Origin of the sequence: Cronobacter muytjensii ATCC 51329, from assembly GCF_001277195.1 — a bacterium.
Classification (GTDB): Bacteria; Pseudomonadota; Gammaproteobacteria; order Enterobacterales; family Enterobacteriaceae; genus Cronobacter; species Cronobacter muytjensii.
In genome coordinates, this window is record NZ_CP012268.1 from 446,606 (window position 1) to 466,309 (window position 19,704).

At 57.7% G+C, this 19,704-nt stretch carries 18 protein-coding genes and 1 other RNA gene; 13 read left to right on the forward strand and 6 right to left on the reverse strand.

Annotated features, from left to right (window positions below; translation table 11 throughout):
- Positions 1 to 79 precede the first annotated feature (79 nt).
- Complete coding sequence (gene speB, locus AFK63_RS02200) at positions 80 to 1,000, forward strand: agmatinase (RefSeq protein ID WP_038867938.1); 921 nt, start codon at positions 80 to 82, stop codon at positions 998 to 1,000.
- 109 nt (positions 1,001 to 1,109) lie between these two features.
- Here speB and loiP read toward each other — a convergent pair whose 3' ends face one another.
- Positions 1,110 to 1,868, reverse strand: a complete 759-nt coding sequence (loiP, locus tag AFK63_RS02205) for a metalloprotease LoiP (protein WP_038868366.1) — start codon at positions 1,866 to 1,868, stop codon at positions 1,110 to 1,112.
- Between the two features lie 277 nt (positions 1,869 to 2,145).
- On the opposite strand from loiP, the gene tkt reads away from it, so the two are divergent.
- Positions 2,146 to 4,137 (forward strand): transketolase, encoded by a 1,992-nt coding sequence (tkt, locus tag AFK63_RS02210; RefSeq protein WP_038867941.1) that lies wholly within the window; start codon positions 2,146 to 2,148, stop codon positions 4,135 to 4,137.
- A gap of 56 nt (positions 4,138 to 4,193) precedes the next feature.
- Here tkt and AFK63_RS02215 read toward each other — a convergent pair whose 3' ends face one another.
- Positions 4,194 to 5,330, reverse strand: a complete 1,137-nt coding sequence (locus AFK63_RS02215) for an ADP-ribosylglycohydrolase family protein (RefSeq protein ID WP_038867943.1) — start codon at positions 5,328 to 5,330, stop codon at positions 4,194 to 4,196.
- Between the two features lie 355 nt (positions 5,331 to 5,685).
- Between AFK63_RS02215 and epd the strand changes: the two genes are divergently transcribed.
- From epd to AFK63_RS02245, 6 genes are all read left to right on the forward strand, one after another.
- Entirely contained in the window at positions 5,686 to 6,705 is a 1,020-nt protein-coding gene (gene epd, locus AFK63_RS02220; RefSeq protein WP_038867945.1) for an erythrose-4-phosphate dehydrogenase, read from the forward strand.
- 75 nt (positions 6,706 to 6,780) lie between these two features.
- Positions 6,781 to 7,944 carry a phosphoglycerate kinase gene (gene pgk, locus AFK63_RS02225; protein WP_038867948.1) on the forward strand — a complete coding sequence of 388 codons (1,164 nt, stop codon included), beginning with the start codon at positions 6,781 to 6,783 and terminating at the stop codon, positions 7,942 to 7,944.
- Between the two features lie 96 nt (positions 7,945 to 8,040).
- On the forward strand, positions 8,041 to 9,120 hold the full coding sequence (gene fbaA / locus AFK63_RS02230; RefSeq protein WP_038867959.1) for a class II fructose-bisphosphate aldolase: 1,080 nt from the start codon (positions 8,041 to 8,043) through the stop codon (positions 9,118 to 9,120).
- Between the two features lie 189 nt (positions 9,121 to 9,309).
- The gene (locus tag AFK63_RS02235) at positions 9,310 to 10,248 is read left to right on the forward strand and encodes a small-conductance mechanosensitive channel MscS (RefSeq protein ID WP_038867961.1); all 939 of its coding nucleotides are present in this window, start codon (positions 9,310 to 9,312) and stop codon (positions 10,246 to 10,248) included.
- A gap of 146 nt (positions 10,249 to 10,394) precedes the next feature.
- Entirely contained in the window at positions 10,395 to 11,030 is a 636-nt protein-coding gene (gene argO / locus AFK63_RS02240; RefSeq protein ID WP_038867964.1) for an arginine exporter ArgO, read from the forward strand.
- A gap of 103 nt (positions 11,031 to 11,133) precedes the next feature.
- On the forward strand, positions 11,134 to 11,919 hold the full coding sequence (locus AFK63_RS02245) for an oxidative stress defense protein (protein WP_038867966.1): 786 nt from the start codon (positions 11,134 to 11,136) through the stop codon (positions 11,917 to 11,919).
- A 28-nt stretch (positions 11,920 to 11,947) separates the two neighbouring features.
- On the opposite strand, the gene argP is transcribed toward AFK63_RS02245, so the two are convergent.
- The gene (gene argP, locus AFK63_RS02250; protein WP_038867968.1) at positions 11,948 to 12,841 is read right to left on the reverse strand and encodes a DNA-binding transcriptional regulator ArgP; all 894 of its coding nucleotides are present in this window, start codon (positions 12,839 to 12,841) and stop codon (positions 11,948 to 11,950) included.
- 167 nt (positions 12,842 to 13,008) lie between these two features.
- Between argP and rpiA the strand changes: the two genes are divergently transcribed.
- Positions 13,009 to 13,668 carry a ribose-5-phosphate isomerase RpiA gene (rpiA, locus tag AFK63_RS02255; protein WP_038867971.1) on the forward strand — a complete coding sequence of 220 codons (660 nt, stop codon included), beginning with the start codon at positions 13,009 to 13,011 and terminating at the stop codon, positions 13,666 to 13,668.
- 268 nt (positions 13,669 to 13,936) lie between these two features.
- A complete protein-coding gene (serA, locus tag AFK63_RS02260) occupies positions 13,937 to 15,175 on the forward strand; it encodes a phosphoglycerate dehydrogenase (RefSeq protein WP_038867973.1) in 1,239 nt (412 codons plus the stop codon).
- 102 nt (positions 15,176 to 15,277) lie between these two features.
- Here the strand turns inward: serA and AFK63_RS02265 are convergent, their stop codons facing one another.
- The 3 genes from AFK63_RS02265 to zapA all read right to left on the reverse strand — a co-directional run bounded on the left by AFK63_RS02265 (position 15,278) and on the right by zapA (position 16,444).
- The gene (locus tag AFK63_RS02265) at positions 15,278 to 15,874 is read right to left on the reverse strand and encodes a 5-formyltetrahydrofolate cyclo-ligase (protein ID WP_038867976.1); all 597 of its coding nucleotides are present in this window, start codon (positions 15,872 to 15,874) and stop codon (positions 15,278 to 15,280) included.
- A 15-nt stretch (positions 15,875 to 15,889) separates the two neighbouring features.
- Positions 15,890 to 16,073, reverse strand: a non-coding RNA gene (gene ssrS / locus AFK63_RS20005) — 6S RNA.
- A 41-nt stretch (positions 16,074 to 16,114) separates the two neighbouring features.
- Positions 16,115 to 16,444: a cell division protein ZapA gene (gene zapA / locus AFK63_RS02270; protein ID WP_007669177.1), complete on the reverse strand. Its 330-nt coding sequence runs from the start codon at positions 16,442 to 16,444 to the stop codon at positions 16,115 to 16,117.
- A 161-nt stretch (positions 16,445 to 16,605) separates the two neighbouring features.
- On the opposite strand from zapA, the gene AFK63_RS02275 reads away from it, so the two are divergent.
- From AFK63_RS02275 to ubiH, 3 genes are read left to right on the forward strand one after another with little or no spacing between them, the layout of a single operon-like run.
- A complete protein-coding gene (locus AFK63_RS02275; RefSeq protein WP_131824734.1) occupies positions 16,606 to 17,184 on the forward strand; it encodes a YecA/YgfB family protein in 579 nt (192 codons plus the stop codon).
- Positions 17,185 to 17,207: 23 nt separating this feature from the next.
- On the forward strand, positions 17,208 to 18,524 hold the full coding sequence (gene pepP / locus AFK63_RS02280) for a Xaa-Pro aminopeptidase (RefSeq protein WP_038867979.1): 1,317 nt from the start codon (positions 17,208 to 17,210) through the stop codon (positions 18,522 to 18,524).
- On the forward strand, positions 18,521 to 19,699 hold the full coding sequence (gene ubiH, locus AFK63_RS02285) for a 2-octaprenyl-6-methoxyphenyl hydroxylase (RefSeq protein ID WP_038867981.1): 1,179 nt from the start codon (positions 18,521 to 18,523) through the stop codon (positions 19,697 to 19,699). Before pepP ends, ubiH begins: the two co-directional genes overlap by 4 nt.
- Positions 19,700 to 19,704 lie beyond the last annotated feature (5 nt).

The window sequence follows — 19,704 nt, forward strand, 5'->3', positions numbered from 1 at the left end:
ATCCCTTCCTCGTCGGGTTTAACGACGCGGAGGGGATTTTTTTTATCTAACGTCTCAACCTTAACAAGAGGTCAGATTCATGAATACCTTAGGCCATCAGTACGACAACTCCCTGGTTTCCAACGCCTTTGGTTTTTTACGCCTGCCGTTGAACTTCATGCCGTATGAGAGCGACGCCGAGTGGGTGATTACCGGTATTCCGTTCGATATGGCGACATCCGGGCGTTCCGGCAGCCGTTTCGGGCCTGCGGCTATCCGTCAGGTCTCCACGAACCTGGCGTGGGAAGGCAACCGCTTCCCGTGGAATTTCGACATGCGTCAGCGCCTGAACGTCGTGGACTGCGGCGATCTGGTTTACGCCTTTGGCGACGCGCGTGAAATGAGTGAAAAGCTGCAGGCGCATGCGGAAAAACTGCTGGCGGCCGGTAAGCGTATGCTCTCTTTCGGCGGCGACCACTTCGTCACCCTGCCGCTGTTGCGTGCGCACGCGAAGCATTTTGGCAAAATGGCGCTGGTGCATTTCGACGCGCACACCGACACCTACTCCAACGGCTGTGAATTTGACCACGGCACCATGTTCTACACCGCGCCGAACGAAGGCCTGATCGATCCAACCCGTTCGGTGCAGATCGGTATTCGTACCGAGTTTGACAAAGACAACGGCTTTACTGTGCTGGACGCGCCGCAGGTGAATGACCGCACTGTCGACGACGTGGTCGCGCAGGTGAAGCAGATTGTCGGCGATATGCCGGTTTATCTGACCTTCGACATCGACTGTCTGGATCCGGCATTTGCACCGGGCACCGGCACGCCGGTGATAGGCGGGCTGACTTCTGATCGCGCGTTGAAACTGCTGCGCGGCATTCAGGATCTGAACATCGTCGGTATGGATATCGTGGAAGTCGCTCCGGCTTACGATCAGTCCGATATCACGGCGCTTGCCGCTGCGACGCTGGCACTGGAGATGCTCTATATCCAGGCGGCGAAAAAAGGCGAGTAAACTGTGTGCGGCCCGGTAGCGTAATATTTAACGGGCCTGACGGCAGTCATAAAAGAGCCGGACATGTTATTTCCCTGTCCGGCTCTTTTGAATTCATGACCGATGACGATTACTTAATGCCATCCGCCTTCATGCGATCGCGAATATGCTGCGCGCGCGCCTCGGAGGCCGGGTGATCGTCAAACATAGAGCTTTGACGGCCCTTCTCAAGCTTCGCCAGTTTCTCAAAGCTGGTAGCGAGCCCCGACGGATTAATGCCGCGTTTGCGCAGCAGATCGTAGGAGTAATCATCCGCTTCGGACTCCTGACGCTGCGAGAACTGCGCGTTCACCAGCTTCTCGCCGAGTTCGCCGAGATCCGATTGCGACAGGCTGCCGACGATGCCGCCCGCTGATGCCGCCGCGCCGCGGATAGCGTTTGTGCCGAGCGCCACCTGCATTCCACGCTTCACGTGACCCAGCGCAACGTGGCCCATCTCATGGCCTATCACCGCTTCCACTTCGTTATCGCTCATCATATCCATCAGCCCGCTGTAAACGCGGATACAGCCGTTGGCCATCGCGAAGGCGTTAACGTCTTTTTCTTCGTAAACCTTATAGTTCACCGGCTGGCCGTTGATGTTATCGCCGAGCGCGGCAGCAATCTTATTCAGGCGCTGCGTATACTGGCTGTTCGCCGGTGCGATTTTCGCTTTGCTGTCCTGCGATTTACACGCCTCGTCGCTCAGCGCTTTCACCTGCGCGTCGCTTAAGGTGTAGGCCTGGAACGCCTCAGCGCCTGAACTCAGCAGGCCGTTGGAATTCATATTTTGACAACCGCTCAGCAGCGCTGCTGCGGTCATGCTCAGTACTATCGCGCGCATTTTCATCGTTATGCTTCCACGCTCCATTGAGGTTTCATTATTCATCGCCGCGAACCGGGCGGCGGCTGCGGCTAAGTATAAAGAGGTTTGCGCACGCGCGGCGAGCGAGTTGCGCAAACTGCGAGCGGCTTCCAGAGATTTCTTAGCGGACAAAAGGATGCTCCATGTACATGCTTAGCCGCTTGGGTTACATTGTCGGACAATTTTTCGGGCGTAGCCCATAACGCGTAGTAGTCAAGCCGTTAACAAGGCGTGGCCTTCAACTATCCGATCTGGAGTCAAAATGTCCTCTCGTAAAGAGCTTGCCAATGCTATTCGTGCGCTCAGCATGGACGCAGTACAAAAAGCCAAATCCGGCCATCCGGGTGCCCCGATGGGCATGGCTGACATTGCCGAAGTCCTGTGGCGTGATTTCCTGAACCATAACCCGCAGAACCCGTCCTGGGCCGACCGCGACCGCTTTGTGTTGTCCAATGGTCACGGCTCCATGCTGATTTACAGCCTGCTGCACCTCACCGGCTACGACCTGCCGATTGAAGAGCTGAAAAACTTCCGTCAGCTGCACTCCAGAACGCCGGGCCACCCGGAAGTGGGTTACACACCGGGCGTCGAAACCACCACCGGTCCGCTGGGGCAGGGCATTGCCAATGCCGTGGGCATGGCGATTGCCGAGCGCACGCTGGCGGCGCAGTTCAACCGCCCGGGGCATGACATTGTCGATCACTACACCTACGCCTTCCTGGGCGACGGCTGCATGATGGAGGGCATCTCCCACGAAGTCTGCTCGCTGGCCGGTACGCTGGGCCTCGGCAAGCTGGTCGCGTTCTACGATGACAACGGCATCTCCATTGACGGCCACATTGAAGGCTGGTTCACCGATGACACCGCGAAACGCTTTGAAGCTTACGGCTGGCATGTGGTACGCGGTGTGGACGGTCACGACGCTGATGCTATCAAGCGCGCGATTGAAGAAGCGCGTTCTGTTACCGACAAACCGTCTCTGCTGGTGTGCAAAACCATCATCGGCTTCGGTTCGCCGAACAAAGCAGGCACCCACGACTCCCACGGTGCACCGCTCGGCGACGCAGAAGTGGCCGCGACCCGCGAGCAACTGGGCTGGAAACACGAGCCGTTTGTGATCCCGCAAGAGATTTACGCGCAGTGGGATGCCAAAGAGATGGGCCAGGTAAAAGAAAGCGCCTGGAACGAGAAATTTGCGGCTTATGCCAAAGCGTTCCCTCAGGAAGCGGCCGAATTTACCCGTCGTATGAAAGGCGAGATGCCAGCAGACTTTGCGGAAAAAGCGCAGGCGTTTATTGCCGGTCTGCAGGCGAACCCGGCGAAAATCGCCAGCCGCAAAGCGTCCCAGAACGCGATTGAGGCGTTCGGCAAACTGCTGCCGGAATTCCTGGGCGGCTCTGCGGATCTCGCACCGAGCAACCTGACGCTCTGGTCTGGTTCTAAAGCCATCAATGAAGATGCCGCTGGCAACTACATTCACTACGGCGTACGTGAATTCGGTATGACCGCCATCGCGAACGGTATCGCGCTGCACGGCGGTTTCCTGCCGTATACCTCTACCTTCCTGATGTTCGTGGAATATGCCCGTAACGCCGTGCGTATGGCGGCCCTGATGAAACAGCGTCAGGTAATGGTTTACACCCACGACTCTATCGGTCTTGGTGAAGACGGCCCGACTCACCAGCCGGTTGAACAACTGGCGGCGCTGCGCGTGACTCCGAACATGAGCACATGGCGTCCGTGCGATCAGGTGGAATCTGCCGTGGCGTGGAAATACGCCGTTGAGCGCCACGATGGCCCGACGGCGCTGATCTTCTCCCGTCAGAACCTGGCGCAGCAGGAACGTAGCGAGCAGCAGCTGGCGGATATCGCCCGCGGCGCATACATCCTGAAAGATTGCGACGGTCAGCCGCAACTTATCTTCATTGCTACCGGTTCTGAAGTTGAACTGGCCGTTGCCGCCGCCGACAAACTGGCTGCGGAAGGCGTGAAAGCCCGCGTGGTTTCCATGCCGTCTACCGACGTGTTCGACAAGCAGGACGCCGCGTATCGCGAAGCGGTACTGCCGAAAGCGGTTAGCGCGCGCGTGGCTATCGAAGCCGGCATCGCCGACTACTGGTACAAATACGTGGGCCTGAACGGCGCGGTCGTGGGCATGACCACCTTTGGCGAGTCCGCACCGGCGGAGCAGTTGTTTGAAGAGTTCGGCTTCACTGTCGATAACGTGGTAAACCAGGCGAAAGCGATTCTGTAATCGTCATTCGCGGATAAGAGCGAACGGGAGGCCAGCGTGCCTCCCGTTTTTTATGGTTAATCCCCCGGATATTTTTCACGTAATGCGCAGGCGAACGGCGTATGGTCATAATCTGAAATGCGCCAGTCACGGTAATCCAGTAAATCGTCCGCCATCTCCTTAATCACCGTGTTTAGCTCAAGAGCCGCCAGCCAGCGCGGCGGTATCGCCGTCACGCCATATTTCGCGCCAAGTAAATTCCCGGCGATCGCGCCGGTGGAGTCGGAATCGCCGCCGTGATTGACCGCCATCAGTACGCCCTGTTCAAACGAGTCGGCTTTGAGCGTGCAGTAAAGGGCGATGGCGAGCGCCTCTTCGGCAATCCAGCCTTCGCCAAGCGATGATATTGCCTCCTGCGGGGCGATCGGTGCGCGAGCCAGCGCGCGGGCATGCTCAAGCGCTTGCAGCGTTTCGTCGTGCCCAGGGGCGCTTTGCAGCAGGCCGGTAACATGCGTCACCGCGGCGTCTGCGGACGCTCCCTGAACGAGCAGCCACACCAGCGCCGCCAGCACGCCGCCGGTGAGAAACCCGGTCGGGTGCCCGTGCGTGAGCGCCGCGAGCTGGCAGCCAGTATCGAACGCCGCCTGCAACGCGTCATCCGTCGGGTAACGAACGAAAAAAAGCCCCACCGGCGCCACACGCATCACGCCGCCGCAGCCTTTGCTGTCGTTACGGGCAGGTTCGCCGAAAGTGCGCATTTCGCGCAACGCGTTCAGGCAGGTCATGCCCGGCGCGCGTGGGTGGAAGAGGGCGTCGTGCCTGATGAGCCAGCCGGAAAGTGAGGCGGCATTCACCAGCCCGTGACGGTTGCGCTCGCCCTGAGTGACCAGCCAGCGCAGATAGGCATGCGCGGTCACGGAGGTGAACGACGGGCCGATGCCGCGCATCGCCGCACGCGTAAAGGCGCGCAGCAATCCTTCGGCGGTAAATAACGTCATCTGGGTGTCGTCTGTGATTTTGCCCTTACCGCCCCAGGCGTGCTCATAGCCGGTCACGCCTTGCTTACCAAAGCGCGCGGTAATGTCCGGCAGGCTTAAAAACTCCACCGGGCCGCCGAGCGCATCGCCCACGGCGCCGCCCAACAGGCAGCCGCGAAAGCGCGTGCGCAGGTCCATCAGCTTTGCCTGATTTTCGTATTCTTCTGGCGTCGCCATCCTCTTTCCTTTGTTAGTGTGGAGCGGATGGCATTGTAGGACGCAGCCGCAGGCGCGTAACCCCCCATGATTCGCTGGAGTGACCCTCTTTTCTTGTTCGTTATTCAGGAACAGTGGTGTAATGGTGGAATTTATTCCAGAAAAAATGTGACGCAGGTCAGAAGTTGGTTTCATTCCGGGGCGTTATCATTCCTTTTATTCCACGTTTCGCTTATTCTTGCTGAAGCGTTTCAGTCGAATGATTGTTCGACAATCCATCAAACGGTTGTAGTTTGTGACGGGCGAGGATTCCCCTGCGAAGATGGCTGCATTACTCTGTCAGCCTCTTCATTACCGGGATTCTGGCAGGAGATATATGACCTTACGCGTAGCGATTAATGGCTTCGGTCGCATCGGGCGCAACGTAGTTCGTGCGTTGTATGAGTCCGGCCGTCGCGCGGAAATCAGTGTGGTCGCCATTAATGAACTGGCCGACGCCGCAGGCATGGCGCATCTGTTGAAGTACGACACCAGCCACGGCCGTTTCGCATGGGATGTCCGTCAGGAAGGCGAACAGCTCTGGATTGGCAACGATGTTATTCGTCTGCTGCATGAGCGCGAGATTGCCGCGCTGCCGTGGAAAGCACTGGGCGTGGACGTAGTACTCGACTGCACCGGCGTTTACGGCAGCCGGGCCGACGGCGTCGCCCATCTTGAAGCCGGCGCGCGCAAAGTCTTGTTCTCGCATCCCGGCGGCAACGACCTCGACGCCACGGTCGTTTATGGCGTCAACGAAGCGGCGCTGCGCGCTGAACATCGTATTGTCTCCAACGCCTCCTGCACCACCAACTGCATTATTCCGATTATCAAGCTGATGGATGACGCGTTCGGCATTGAGTCCGGCACCGTGACAACTATCCATTCCGCCATGCACGATCAACAGGTTATCGACGCTTATCACCCGGATTTGCGCCGCACGCGCGCAGCCAGTCAGTCCATCATTCCGGTCGATACTAAGCTCGCGGCGGGCATAGCACGTATTTTTCCTAAATTTCATGACCGCTTTGAGGCTATCGCGGTGCGCGTGCCTACCATTAACGTAACTGCCATCGATTTAAGCGTGACGGTGCAAAAAGCGGTAAAAGCCCATGAAGTCAACCTGTTGCTGCAAAAAGCGGCACAGGGAGCATTTCATGGTATAGTTGACTATACGGAATTACCGTTGGTCTCAACAGATTTTAACCACGATCCGCACAGCGCCATTGTGGACGGCACCCAGACAAGGGTGAGTGGGGCGCACCTGATTAAAACGCTGGTCTGGTGCGATAACGAATGGGGCTTCGCTAACCGGATGCTCGACACCACGTTAGCGATGGCAGCTATTGGTTTCAGGTAAGATTTCATACGTAGTAGCCTTCTGGTCAAGCGTATGGCGTCTGCAAAACTTTAAGAATCAACGAGAGGATTCACCATGTCTGTAATTAAGATGACCGATCTGGATCTGGCAGGTAAACGCGTTTTCATCCGCGCCGATCTCAACGTTCCGGTAAAAGAGGGGAAAGTGACCTCTGACGCGCGTATCCGCGCTTCTCTGCCGACCATTGAACTGGCTCTGAAACAGGGCGCTAAAGTCATGGTGACGTCCCATCTGGGCCGCCCGACCGAAGGCGAATACAACGAAGAATTCTCTCTGCTGCCGGTAGTTAACTACCTGAAAGACAAACTGAACGCGCCGGTTCGTCTGGTTAAAGACTACCTCGACGGCGTTGAAGTTGCTGAAGGCGAGCTGGTCGTTCTGGAAAACGTTCGCTTTAACAAAGGCGAGAAAAAGGACGACGAAACGCTGGCGAAAAAATACGCCGCGCTGTGTGACGTGTTTGTCATGGACGCCTTCGGTACTGCCCACCGCGCGCAGGCTTCTACCCACGGCGTAGGTAAATTCGCTGACGTCGCGTGCGCAGGCCCGCTGCTGGCGGAAGAGCTGGACGCGCTGGGTAAAGCGCTGAAAGAACCGGCTCGCCCGATGGTCGCTATCGTTGGCGGTTCAAAAGTTTCCACCAAACTGACCGTGCTGGACTCCCTGTCTAAAATCGCTGACCAGCTCATCGTTGGCGGCGGCATCGCCAACACCTTCGTTGCAGCCCAGGGCCACAACGTGGGTAAATCCCTGTACGAAGCAGACCTGGTGGATGAAGCCAAACGCCTGCTGACCACCTGCGACATTCCCGTTCCGACGGATGTTCGCGTGGCGACTGAGTTCTCTGAAACCGCGCCGGCAACCCTGAAATCTGTTTCTGACATCAAAGATGAAGAGCAGATTCTGGATATGGGCGACGTTTCCGCCGAGAAACTGGCTGAAATCCTGAAAAACGCCAAAACTATTCTGTGGAACGGCCCGGTTGGCGTGTTCGAATTCCCGAACTTCCGTAAAGGCACTGAAATCGTGGCTCGCGCTATCGCAGAAAGCGACGCGTTCTCCATCGCGGGCGGCGGCGACACCCTGGCGGCTATCGATATGTTCGGCATCGCCGACAAGATCTCTTACATCTCCACTGGCGGCGGCGCGTTCCTCGAATTCGTGGAAGGCAAAGTTCTGCCGGCAGTTGCGATGCTCGAAGAGCGCGCAAAACAGTAATTGAAGCAGGCGGGGGGTCCCGCCTGTTTTTCAGCGCGCCTGACAGCTCGCTTACCCTTTTCAACGGTCGAAGATACACATACAGGACAACGAAACATGTCTAAAATTTTTGATTTCGTCAAACCGGGCGTCGTCACTGGCGACGACGTACAGAAAGTATTCCAGGTAGCTAAAGAAAACAATTTCGCGCTGCCGGCAGTTAACTGCGTGGGTACCGATTCCATTAACGCCGTACTGGAAACCGCTGCGAAAGTAAAAGCGCCGGTTATCGTTCAGTTCTCTAACGGCGGCGCTGCGTTTATCGCAGGTAAAGGCATTAAAACCGATATTCCTCAGGGTGCCGCTATCCTCGGCGCTATCTCTGGTGCGCATCACGTTCACCAGATGGCTGAACACTACGGCGTGCCGGTTATTCTGCACACCGACCACTGCGCCAAGAAACTGCTGCCGTGGGTCGACGGCCTGCTGGACGCCGGTGAAAAACATTTTGCCGCTACCGGTAAACCGCTGTTCTCTTCTCACATGATTGACCTGTCTGAAGAGTCGCTGGAAGAGAACATTGAAATCTGCTCCAAATACCTGGAGCGCATGTCCAAAATGGGCATGACCCTGGAAATCGAACTGGGCTGCACCGGTGGTGAAGAAGATGGCGTGGACAACAGCCATATGGACGCGTCCGCACTGTACACCCAGCCGGAAGACGTTGACTACGCATACACCAAACTGAACGCGATCAGCCACCGTTTCACCATCGCGGCGTCCTTCGGTAACGTACACGGCGTTTACAAGCCGGGTAACGTGAAGCTGACCCCGACTATCCTGCGCGACTCTCAGGAATATGTTTCTAAGAAACACAACCTGCCGCACAACAGCCTGAACTTCGTGTTCCACGGCGGTTCCGGTTCTTCCGCTCAGGAAATCAAAGACTCCGTAAGCTACGGCGTTATCAAAATGAACATCGATACCGACACCCAGTGGGCAACCTGGGAAGGTATTCTGAAGTACTACAAAGAAAACGAAGCTTACCTGCAAGGCCAGCTGGGCAACCCGAAAGGCGAAGACCAGCCGAACAAGAAATACTACGATCCGCGCGTATGGCTGCGTGCTGCGCAGGCGAGCATGGTGACTCGTCTGGAGCAGGCTTTCAAAGAGCTGAACGCCATCGACGTACTGTAATCTTTTTTACAGCATCGCCTAAAAGGCCCACCTCTGGTGGGCCTTTCTTTTTGCAAGATCAACGCAATAGGTGTCCGATTCGCGGTACGCTGACTGGCAGAGCACCGAGGTTTTGTTTACCCTTTAACAATCCTCGCTGCCTCAGACTGGCAGTTCATTAATCACCCGACCAGGGGAAAAGGATCGCGAATGGATGATTTACACGTAATAGACAGTATTAATAACGCCGGCGGCTGGCTGGTGCGTAACCAGGCGCTGCTTATCAGCTACGCCGTTAATATTGTGGCGGCGATCGCCATCATTATCGTCGGGATGATCGTAGCGCGCGCCATCTCTAATACGCTTAACCGCGTCATGATCGCCCGTCATATCGATGCCACCGTGGCGGATTTTCTCTCCGCGCTGGTGCGCTATGGGATTATCGCCTTTACGCTGATTGCAGCCCTGGGCCGCGTCGGCGTACAGACAGCGTCGGTTATCGCCGTACTTGGTGCCGCCGGGCTGGCGGTGGGCCTGGCGTTGCAAGGCTCACTTTCCAACCTCGCGGCAGGCGTACTGCTGGTGACCTTCCGCCCGTTCCGTGCGGGTGAATATGTCGATCTCGGCGGCGTCGCGGGTTCGGTGCTCCACGTACAAATCTTCTCGACGACACTTCGCACGCCGGATGGCCGCATCGTCGTGGTGCCGAACGGCAAAATCATCGCGGGCAATATCATTAACTTCTCGCGTGAGCCCGTGCGCCGTAACGAATTTATCATCGGCGTCTCGTACGACGCGGATATCGATAAAGTCCGCGCGCTGCTGACGGAAATTATCGAGTCCGACGATCGTATTCTCAAAGATCGTGAAATGACCGTGCGCATGAATGAGCTGGGCGCATCGTCCGTGAATTTCGTCATTCGCGTCTGGAGCAAGAGCAGCGATCTGCAGGAAGTTTACTGGGATGTGCTGGAGCGCATCAAAAAAACGCTGGATGCCAACGGCATCGGCATTCCTTACCCGCAGATGGATGTGCACTACAAGCCGCTGAAAGGCGACGCGGAAGAAAAGACGCCGCGAGCCGAGCCGCAGCCTGCGATCATCACGCAGCCTCAGGCACCACAGGAAAAACCGGCCGACGGCCAGTAACCTGCCAGACGGCCTGCCATGCGCAGGCCGTTTTTTTAACTCGGTTCATTAGTATTTCTTATTGACGATTAATATTATTCGTTTTTTCTAATGGCAACGGCCCCCTACACTGAGAACCTGACTTCCACTTTATTCGGGAACGTAACGTGTTAAGTTTTTATTTTCAGGGGCTTGCCCTGGGCGCGGCGATGATCCTGCCGCTCGGCCCGCAGAATGCTTTTGTGCTAAACCAGGGCATTCGTCGCCAGTATCATCTGATGATCGCTTCGCTGTGCGCGCTGAGCGATATCGTACTAATTTGTGCCGGCATTTTTGGCGGCAGCGCGATTCTGATGCAGTCCCCCTGGCTGCTGGCGCTTGTTACCTGGGGCGGCGTGGCGTTTTTACTCTGGTACGGTTTCGGCGCGCTGAAAACCGCGCTTGCCGGCAACCCTGAGCTTGCCTCGGCGCAAGCCCTGAAGCACGGCAGGCTGCGAATCATCACCACAATGCTTGCCGTCACATGGCTTAATCCCCACGTCTACCTTGATACCTTTGTGGTGCTCGGCAGCCTGGGCGGGCAGCTTGACGCGCTACCGAAACGCGCGTTTGCGCTGGGCACGATCAGCGCGTCGGTTATCTGGTTTTTCAGCCTGGCGCTGCTCGCCGCGTGGCTTGCGCCGCGTCTGCGCACTGTTCGCGCGCAGCGAACGATTAATCTGCTGGTGGGCCTGGTGATGTGGTTTATCGCTTTCCAGTTGGCGCGAGAGGGGATAAATCACCTGGCGTCGCTCGGCCTCTAAGCCTTCTCTGATGGACATTCCGCGCCGGGGCGCTAAGCTTGCAGGCAGATGCCCGTCTGCCCTGACGGGCGGTTTCACTTGCACGCAGCATGGAGGAATAACAGTGAAGTTTAAAGTGATGGCCCTTGCGGCAATGATTGGTTTCGGCGCGACGTCCGTTCAGGCGAATGAATTGCCCAACGGTCCGCACATCGTCACCTCCGGCACGGCGAGCGTGGATGCGGTACCGGATATCGCGACGCTGGCTATTGAGGTGAATGTTTCCGCCAAAGATGCGGCTGCCGCGAAAAAACAGGCGGACGAGCGCGTGGGGCAGTATCTGACTTTCCTGCAGAACAACGGCGTTGAGAAAAAAGACGTGAACGCCGCCAACCTGCGCACCCAGCCGGAATATGAGTACCTCAAAGATGGCAAGACCCAGCTGAAAGGTTATCGCGCGGTGCGCACGGTGGAAGTGACGTTGCGTAAGCTCGATAAACTTAATGAGCTGCTTGATGGCGCGCTGAAGGCCGGGCTGAACGAAATCCGTTCTGTTTCGTTAGGCGTGGCGCACCCGGATGAATATAAAGACAAGGCGCGCAAAGCGGCTATCGACGACGCTGTGCGTCAGGCGCAGCAGCTGGCTAACGGTTTCAACAGCAAGCTTGGCCCGGTTTACAGCGTGCGTTATCACGTCTCAAGCTATCAGCCGACACCGATGATGCGCATGATGAAAGCCGAAGCCGCGGCGCCGGCTTCCGCCCAGGACACTTACGATCAGCAGACTATTCAGTTTGACGATCAGGTGGATGTGGTGTTCGAACTCCAGCCTAGCGGTACGGCGAGCCAGAACGGCACGGCAAATCAGGGAACCGCACCTGCGGCGACCAACGCGCCCTCGCAACAGTAAACAAAAAACCCGCCATCCGGCGGGTTTTTTAATCCTGACGCAATACCTTGCGCCCATACTCCAGCAGCGCGTCGGTGACCTTGCGCATCATGCGGCTCTCCGGCGCGAAGCGGTGCCAGAACAGCATCCGGCGCTGGTACAGCCCTGGCGTGAGATCGATAAGCTCGCCGCTTTGCAGCTCTTTTTCTATCTGAAGATGCGGGATCATACAGCAGGTGGTGCCCTGACGAGCCAGCTGTACGAATGCCTCTGACGAATTCACGATATGGCAGGGAACGCTACCGGGCGGCAGGTCGAAATTCTGCTGTAAAAAGGCCTGGTGCATATCATCCAGATGGTCAAACGCGACGGCGGGCGCTTTCAGCAGCGACGCGCGGTTGACGCCGTTCGGGAAATAGCGATCGGCGAAAGCTTTCGAGGCGACGAACAGATAGTCCAGCGCGCCCAGTTGATCGACGAGACAGCTCGGCAGGGCCTGGGGCTGAATACTCACCGCGCCTACTACTTCGCCACGGCGTAAACGCTCCTGGGTGCGGGTTTCATCTTCCACCTGCAGATTCAGGCGCACGGGCGAATCGGCCAGCACCGGTGCCAGCGCGGGCAAAAGCCAGGTCGCAAGACTGTCGGCGTTGACCGCAAGCGATAACAGCAGCGGCGTCGAGCCGGTTTGTTCGTCGCCCAGCCACTCCTCCTCCAGCAACTCCACCTGACGCAGCAGCGCCAGCAGCTTTTGCCCCTGTTCAGTCGGGCGCGGCGGCACGGTACGGACCAGCAGCGGCTGGCCGAATGTGTTTTCCAGCTGTTTGATACGTTGCGATACGGCGGACTGCGTAATACACAGCTTTTGTGCGGCGCGCTCAAATCCGCGCTCTCTTATCACCGCATCCAGCGCCTGTAGTGTTCTGTAGTCCGGGCGTTTCATCTCTGTGGTGTGCTCCCTGTCTCGTTATCTGTCGCACTATGACATAAATTTGCGATGGATACAGACCCAAACGCAAACATCGGAGCTGTGCCGCAGAATGACTGACCCACTGGGCTGCGGCTTGTTCTATAATGCGCGACAGTTTTCACACCACAGGCAAAACTCTCATGACGCAGGATGAACTTAAAAAAGCCGTCGGCTGGGCCGCGCTTCAGTATGTCGAGCCGGGCACGATTGTCGGTGTCGGCACCGGCTCCACCGCCGCGCATTTTATCGACGCGCTGGGCACCATGAAAAACGAGATTGAAGGGGCGGTTTCCAGCTCTGACGCCTCGACCGAAAAACTGAAAAGCTTAGGCATCACTGTTTTTGATCTCAATGAAGTCGATACGCTCGGCATCTATGTGGATGGCGCGGACGAGATTAACGGCCAGATGCAGATGATCAAAGGCGGCGGCGCGGCGCTGACCCGTGAGAAAATCATCGCATCGGTCGCGCAGAAGTTCATCTGTATCGCCGATGCGTCCAAGCAGGTGGATGTACTCGGCAACTTCCCGCTGCCGGTGGAAGTGATCCCGATGGCCCGCAGCGCCGTGGCGCGCCAGCTGGTGAAACTCGGCGGGCGTCCGGAGTATCGCCAGGGCGTGGTGACCGACAACGGCAACGTGATCCTCGACGTGTACGGTATGACCATTCTCGACCCGATCGCACTTGAGAACGCGATTAATGCGATTCCGGGCGTGGTGACAGTCGGGCTGTTTGCGAACCGCGGCGCGGACGTGGCGCTGATCGGCACGGCGGACGGCGTGAAAACCATCGTAAAATGATCTGACCGGGGCGTCGCGGCGCCCCGCTGAAAAAAAATTTCCCCGGCGTGAAATTTGGTGACATCTCTCACATTTTTGTTTCCATCCTGTTAATCCTTCCGTCATATTTCTGCCATGCCATATTTTGTCCTGCCTTTTATCTTTCCGTGATATTTCTTCAACATCGCGACGCAAACGTTCATATTGCCGGGAACGCAAATTTTGATATGTTGGCAGAAGGCTGGCTTATTTCAGCTTCATAACAGTTCAGACAAGACAGGGTCGGGAAATGGCAAAAGTATCGCTGGAGAAAGACAAAATTAAATTCTTGCTGGTGGAAGGCGTTCACCAGAAAGCCATCGATAGCCTGCGCGCCGCAGGTTATACCAATATTGAATATCATAAGGGCGCGCTCGACAGCGAGCAGCTGAAAGCGTCCATCCGCGATGCGCATTTTATCGGCCTGCGATCCCGTACTCATCTGACTGAAGAGATTTTCGCCGCCGCGGAAAAACTGGTGGCGGTCGGTTGCTTCTGCATCGGCACCAACCAGGTGGATCTGGACGCGGCAGCGAAGCGCGGCATCCCGGTCTTTAATGCGCCGTTCTCTAACACCCGTTCGGTTGCCGAACTGGTTATCGGCGAACTGCTGCTGCTGCTGCGCGGTATTCCGGAAGCGAATGCCAAAGCGCATCGCGGTATCTGGAACAAACTGGCGACGGGCTCTTATGAAGCGCGCGGCAAAAAGCTGGGGATCATCGGCTACGGCCATATCGGCACGCAGCTCGGCATCCTGGCGGAATCGCTGGGCATGAACGTCTTTTTCTACGATATCGAAAGCAAACTGCCGCTTGGCAACGCCACGCAGGTGCAGCATCTCTCCGATTTGCTCAATATGAGCGACGTGGTGAGCCTGCATGTGCCGGAAAATGCGTCGACCAAAAACATGATTGGCGCGGAAGAGCTGGCGCTGATGAAGCCCGGCGCGCTGCTGATTAACGCCGCGCGCGGTACGGTGGTGGATATCCCGGCGCTTTGCGACGCGCTCTCTCGCAAGCATCTTGCGGGCGCGGCGATTGATGTGTTCCCGGTCGAGCCTGCGACTAACAGCGATCCGTTTAACTCGCCGCTGTGCGAGTTTGACAACGTCATCCTGACGCCGCATATCGGCGGCTCAACCCAGGAAGCGCAGGAAAATATCGGTCTGGAAGTGGCGGGCAAGCTCGCGAAGTACTCCGATAATGGCTCTACGCTTTCGGCGGTGAATTTCCCTGAAGTTTCTCTGCCGTTGCACGGCGGCAGCGTTAGCCGCCTGTTGCATATTCATGAAAACCGTCCTGGCGTGCTGACCGCCATTAACCAGATTTTCGCCGAACAGGGCATCAACATCGCCGCACAGTTCCTGCAAACCACCCCTCAGATGGGCTATGTGGTTATTGATGTCGACGCGTCGGAAGAGGTAGCGAACAAAGCGCTGCAAAGCATGAAGGCCATTGCGGGTACTATTCGCGCTCGTCTGCTGTACTAATGCCGTTCGTCGGGCGGCGTAACGCTGCCCGGCCTGCAATATCGGCGCGTAAGCCGGGTATGCGTAACGCAACCCGGCTTTTCTTTTCCTCAGGTTTTTCTTTTACCAAAGCCAGGTTTTACCCGGCGTCACCACCGCGGGTAGTGGAATATCCCACTCTTCCACCGGCAGGCTTTCCACCTGCTGGCAGTCGTGCGCGTAACCGACCGGGAAGAATCCGTGGTCGCGCCAGTGTTGCAGGGTGCGATCGTAAAAACCGCCGCCCATGCCGAGGCGTTGTCCCGTGCGGTCGAACGCGACCAACGGCGTTATCAAGACGTCGAGGCGGTCTAAAGGCAGCACATGGCGTACATCCAGCGCAGGCTCAAGAATTTTCAGACGATTCGTCGCAAGCAGGCTATCCGGCAGATAGCGCAGGAACAAAAGATTACCGGGGCTGAAAGGGTGAAGCACCGGCAGGTAGACCTGCTTCCCGGCGCGCCACAGACCTTCAATCAGCGGGCGGGTGTCGAGTTCACCATCAAAGGAGAGAAATACCGCGACGGTGCGCGCCTCAACGACCGGGGCGAAGCCCAGCATGCGTGCAGCGGCCCGTTCGGCGAAATGCGCCTGTTGTTCGGCCGTCAGCGCGCGGCGCTGTTGACGTATTGTTTTACGGATTTGTTGTCGAAGGTCGGCACTAACAGGAAGTTGCGTCATGGTAGTAAAGGAAGGGGAATCTCCGAGATGCCGCCGCAGGCTGTAACCCTTGAACCCGCGGTTCAAGGTGAATGCGTCGTCACGGTTTTAAGGCTTCTCGGACGAACCGAGCATGCTCACCAACCGTGGAGCGTCACATTCTTGTTTTTTGAAATATCGGCTCAGGGGACTGGCCCGCTTGCGAACATCTCAGAGAAATTTTTTCTTCACGGTCACTCTACCATAGTAGACCCTGAAGCGTTATTCAAACTTTGGCTCCGCTCTTTCACTTATGCGACCCTGCTCAAGTAATGCTTGCTCAATGGTCTGCTGGAGCATCCGGATACGCTGTTCCATGTTGGCCGCGTAGTCACGGGTTTTAACTTTTTCCTGAGCCAGCTCATAACAGACGTTCAGTGCTGCGATGAAAACTAACTGCTCAGTATTGGTGACTCTAGTGCGAACTTTCAGATCTTGCAACCGTTGATTCAGCTCGTCCGCAGCCTGATTCAGTGCATCTCGCTGTTCAGGCGGGCAATTCACCCGCAGTGAACGCCCAAAAATTTGGATATCGACTGGTTGTGCAGACATTCCACTTTCCTGCTGTTGACTCGCCAACCATTCGCGCCGGGGCTGCGAAGGGGCGACACTATAGCTACCCTGATATGAAGACACAAGCCCTTTTCTGGTATCACCAGGGCACGAAGTGGTAGCATAACACGAACTCATCCTCCCAACGACGACGAATGCGCATGTCTATACAGAACGAAATGCCTGGTTACGACGAAGTCGGCCAGTTGCTCAATCAGCAAGGCGTGGGCCTGACCCCCGCAGAAATGCACGGACTTATCAGTGGAATCCTGTGCGGCGGCAATCATGACAGCAGCTGGCAACCGCTGCTGCACGACCTCACCAATGAGGGGCTGGCGTTCGGCCAACAGCTCGCTCAGGCGCTGCGTCAGTTGCACGCCGCCACCAGCGATACGCTGGAGGATGATGGTTTCCTGTTCCAGCTCTGGCTGCCGGATGGCGATGACGTCTCGGTCTTCGATCGCGCCGACGCGCTGGCAGGCTGGGTGAACCACTTCCTGCTGGGGCTTGGCGTCACGCAGCCGAAGCTCGACAAAATCACCGGCGAAACCGGCGAGGCCATTGACGATCTGCGCAATATTGCCCAGCTCGGCTATGACGAAGGCGAAGATCAGGAAGAGCTGGAGATGTCGCTTGAGGAGATCGTCGAGTATGTGCGCGTCGCGGCGCTGCTCTGCCATGACACCTTTACGCGCCAGACGCTGACCGCGCCGGAAGTGAAAAAGCCTACGCTTCACTAAAATTCGTTTACTCAGGAGGTGCAATGACACAGCAAGAGTTTCTGCGACGCCGTCAGGCGTTGCTGGCGAAAATGGCGCCGGCCAGCGCGGCACTGATCTTCGCCGCGCCGCAAGCTTCACGCAGCGCCGACAGCGAATATCCCTATCGCCAGAGCAGCGATTTCTGGTACTTCACCGGCTTTAACGAACCGGAAGCCGTGCTGGTGCTCATCAAAAGCGATGAGACCCACAGCCACAGCGTTATCTTCAACCGTCTGCGCGATAAAAATGCGGAGATCTGGTTTGGCCGCCGTCTCGGGCAGGATGCAGCGCCGGCGAAGCTCGGCGTTGACCGTGCGCTGGCTTTTAATGAAATCGACGAACAGCTTTATCAGCTGCTCAACGGGCTGGATGTGGTCTACCACGCGCAGGGGGAATACACCTACGCCGACACCATCGTTTTCGCCGCGCTCGATAAGCTGCGCCGCGGTTCGCGCCAGAATCTCTCGGCACCCGCCACGCTCACCGACTGGCGCCCCTGGGTACACGAAATGCGCCTGTTCAAATCGCCGGAAGAGCTGGCTGTGATGCGCCGCGCCGGTGAAATCAGCGCGCTGGCGCATACCCGCGCTATGCAAAAATGCCGTCCGGGCATGTATGAATATCAGCTTGAAGGCGAAATTCTGCATGAATTCAACCGCCATGGCGCGCGTTTTCCCTCCTATAACACCATTGTGGGCGGCGGTGAGAACGGCTGTATCCTCCATTACACCGAAAACGAAAGCCAGCTGCGCGACGGCGATCTGGTCCTGATCGACGCAGGTTGTGAATATCAGGGCTACGCGGGCGATATCACCCGCACTTTTCCGGTGAACGGCAAATTCACCCCGGCTCAGCGCGCTGTTTACGACATCGTGCTGGAGTCGCTGGAAACCGCGCTGCGCCTTTTCCGCCCCGGTACGTCGATTCAGGACGTCACCGGCGATGTGGTGCGCGTCATGGTGAAAGGCCTTATCGGGCTTGGCATTCTGCAAGGCGATGTGGAGCAACTGGTCGCCGAAAATGCCCATCGTCCCTATTTTATGCACGGGCTCAGCCACTGGCTGGGGCTTGATGTGCACGACGTCGGTTTCTACGGCCCGGATCGCTCGCGCATTCTGGCGCCGGGAATGGTTATCACCGTTGAGCCGGGCCTCTATATCGCCCCCGACGCCGACGTGCCGGAGGAGTATCGCGGCATCGGCATTCGCATCGAAGACGATATCGTCATCACCGAAACGGGTAACGAAAACCTGACCGCGAGCGTGGTGAAATCGGCGGACGACATCGAAGCGCTGATGGCGGCAGCGCAGCGCTCATGAGTGTGATTATCGCAGGCGGCGGCATGGCTGGCGCGACGCTCGCGCTCGCGATTTCCCGCTTCACTCACGGTGCGTTGCCGGTTCACCTCGTGGAAGCCAGCGCGCCAGAGTCCGCCGCGCATCCGGGATTCGATGCGCGCGCCATCGCGCTTGCCGACGGCACCTGCCGGGAGCTTGAACGTGTCGGCGTCTGGCAGGCGCTCGCTCCCTGTGCGACACCTATCACCACCGTTCACGTCAGCGATCGCGGTCACGCCGGTTTTGTGACGCTCAACGCACGCGATTACCAGACGCAGGCGCTTGGCAATGTCGTCGAACTGCATGATGCCGGTCAGCGCCTTTTCGGCCTGCTGCGCAAAGCGCCCGGCGTTCATCTGCACTGCCCGGCGCGTGTGGCGGACATTACGCGCCGTGAAGAGGCGGTGAGCGTACGGCTGGACAGCGGCGAGACGCTGGAAGGCCAGTTGCTGGTCGCCGCCGACGGTTCGCGCTCCTCGATTGGCGCGCAGTGCGGCATTGAATGGCGTCAGCAGCCTTACCACCAGGCGGCGATTATCGCGAATGTCGCGACCGCATTGCCGCACCAGGGACGCGCGTTTGAGCGCTTCACCGAACACGGCCCGCTGGCGCTGCTGCCGATGTCCAGTGGGCGCAGCTCGCTGGTCTGGTGCCATCCGCTTGATAAACAGGCAGAGGTACTGGGCTGGAGCGATGAGCGCTTCTGTCGCGAACTGCAACACGCTTTTGGCTGGCGGCTCGGGCGTATCACGCATGCAGGCGCGCGCAGCGGCTATCCGCTCGCCTTAAGCCTCGCCTCACGGGTAATTTCGCATCGCACGACGCTTGTCGGCAATGCTGCCCAGACGCTGCATCCGATCGCAGGGCAGGGCTTTAACCTCGGCTTACGCGATGTAATAACGCTCGCGGAGACGCTGGCGCAGGCGTTCGCGCGCGGTCAGGATATCGGCGCGTATCCGGTGCTAAACGCGTATCAGCAGCGCCGGGAGCAGGATAAAGCCGCGACGATCGGCGTTACCGACGGGCTGGTGCAGCTTTTCGCCAACCGCTGGTCGCCGCTGGTCGTCGGGCGCAACCTTGGCCTGATGGCGATGGATCTATTTACCCCGGCGCGTGACGCGCTGGCCAGACGCACCCTGGGTTGGGTGCCGCGCTAAGGAGT

What these genes read in the sequence shown, in the direction of transcription:
- AFK63_RS02215 (WP_038867943.1), bottom strand. Translation starts at nt 5,330, where the DNA reads ATGGCGACGCCAGAAGAATACGAAAATCAGGCAAAGCTGATGGACCTG.
- speB (WP_038867938.1), top strand. Translation starts at nt 80, where the DNA reads ATGAATACCTTAGGCCATCAGTACGACAACTCCCTGGTTTCCAACGCC.
- argP (WP_038867968.1), bottom strand. Translation starts at nt 12,841, where the DNA reads ATGAAACGCCCGGACTACAGAACACTACAGGCGCTGGATGCGGTGATA.
- AFK63_RS02235 (WP_038867961.1), top strand. Translation starts at nt 9,310, where the DNA reads ATGGATGATTTACACGTAATAGACAGTATTAATAACGCCGGCGGCTGG.
- epd (WP_038867945.1), top strand. Translation starts at nt 5,686, where the DNA reads ATGACCTTACGCGTAGCGATTAATGGCTTCGGTCGCATCGGGCGCAAC.
- AFK63_RS02275 (WP_131824734.1), top strand. Translation starts at nt 16,606, where the DNA reads ATGTCTATACAGAACGAAATGCCTGGTTACGACGAAGTCGGCCAGTTG.
- AFK63_RS02265 (WP_038867976.1), bottom strand. Translation starts at nt 15,874, where the DNA reads ATGACGCAACTTCCTGTTAGTGCCGACCTTCGACAACAAATCCGTAAA.
- tkt (WP_038867941.1), top strand. Translation starts at nt 2,146, where the DNA reads ATGTCCTCTCGTAAAGAGCTTGCCAATGCTATTCGTGCGCTCAGCATG.
- ubiH (WP_038867981.1), top strand. Translation starts at nt 18,521, where the DNA reads ATGAGTGTGATTATCGCAGGCGGCGGCATGGCTGGCGCGACGCTCGCG.
- rpiA (WP_038867971.1), top strand. Translation starts at nt 13,009, where the DNA reads ATGACGCAGGATGAACTTAAAAAAGCCGTCGGCTGGGCCGCGCTTCAG.
- zapA (WP_007669177.1), bottom strand. Translation starts at nt 16,444, where the DNA reads ATGTCTGCACAACCAGTCGATATCCAAATTTTTGGGCGTTCACTGCGG.
- pgk (WP_038867948.1), top strand. Translation starts at nt 6,781, where the DNA reads ATGTCTGTAATTAAGATGACCGATCTGGATCTGGCAGGTAAACGCGTT.
- serA (WP_038867973.1), top strand. Translation starts at nt 13,937, where the DNA reads ATGGCAAAAGTATCGCTGGAGAAAGACAAAATTAAATTCTTGCTGGTG.
- fbaA (WP_038867959.1), top strand. Translation starts at nt 8,041, where the DNA reads ATGTCTAAAATTTTTGATTTCGTCAAACCGGGCGTCGTCACTGGCGAC.
- loiP (WP_038868366.1), bottom strand. Translation starts at nt 1,868, where the DNA reads ATGAAAATGCGCGCGATAGTACTGAGCATGACCGCAGCAGCGCTGCTG.
- pepP (WP_038867979.1), top strand. Translation starts at nt 17,208, where the DNA reads ATGACACAGCAAGAGTTTCTGCGACGCCGTCAGGCGTTGCTGGCGAAA.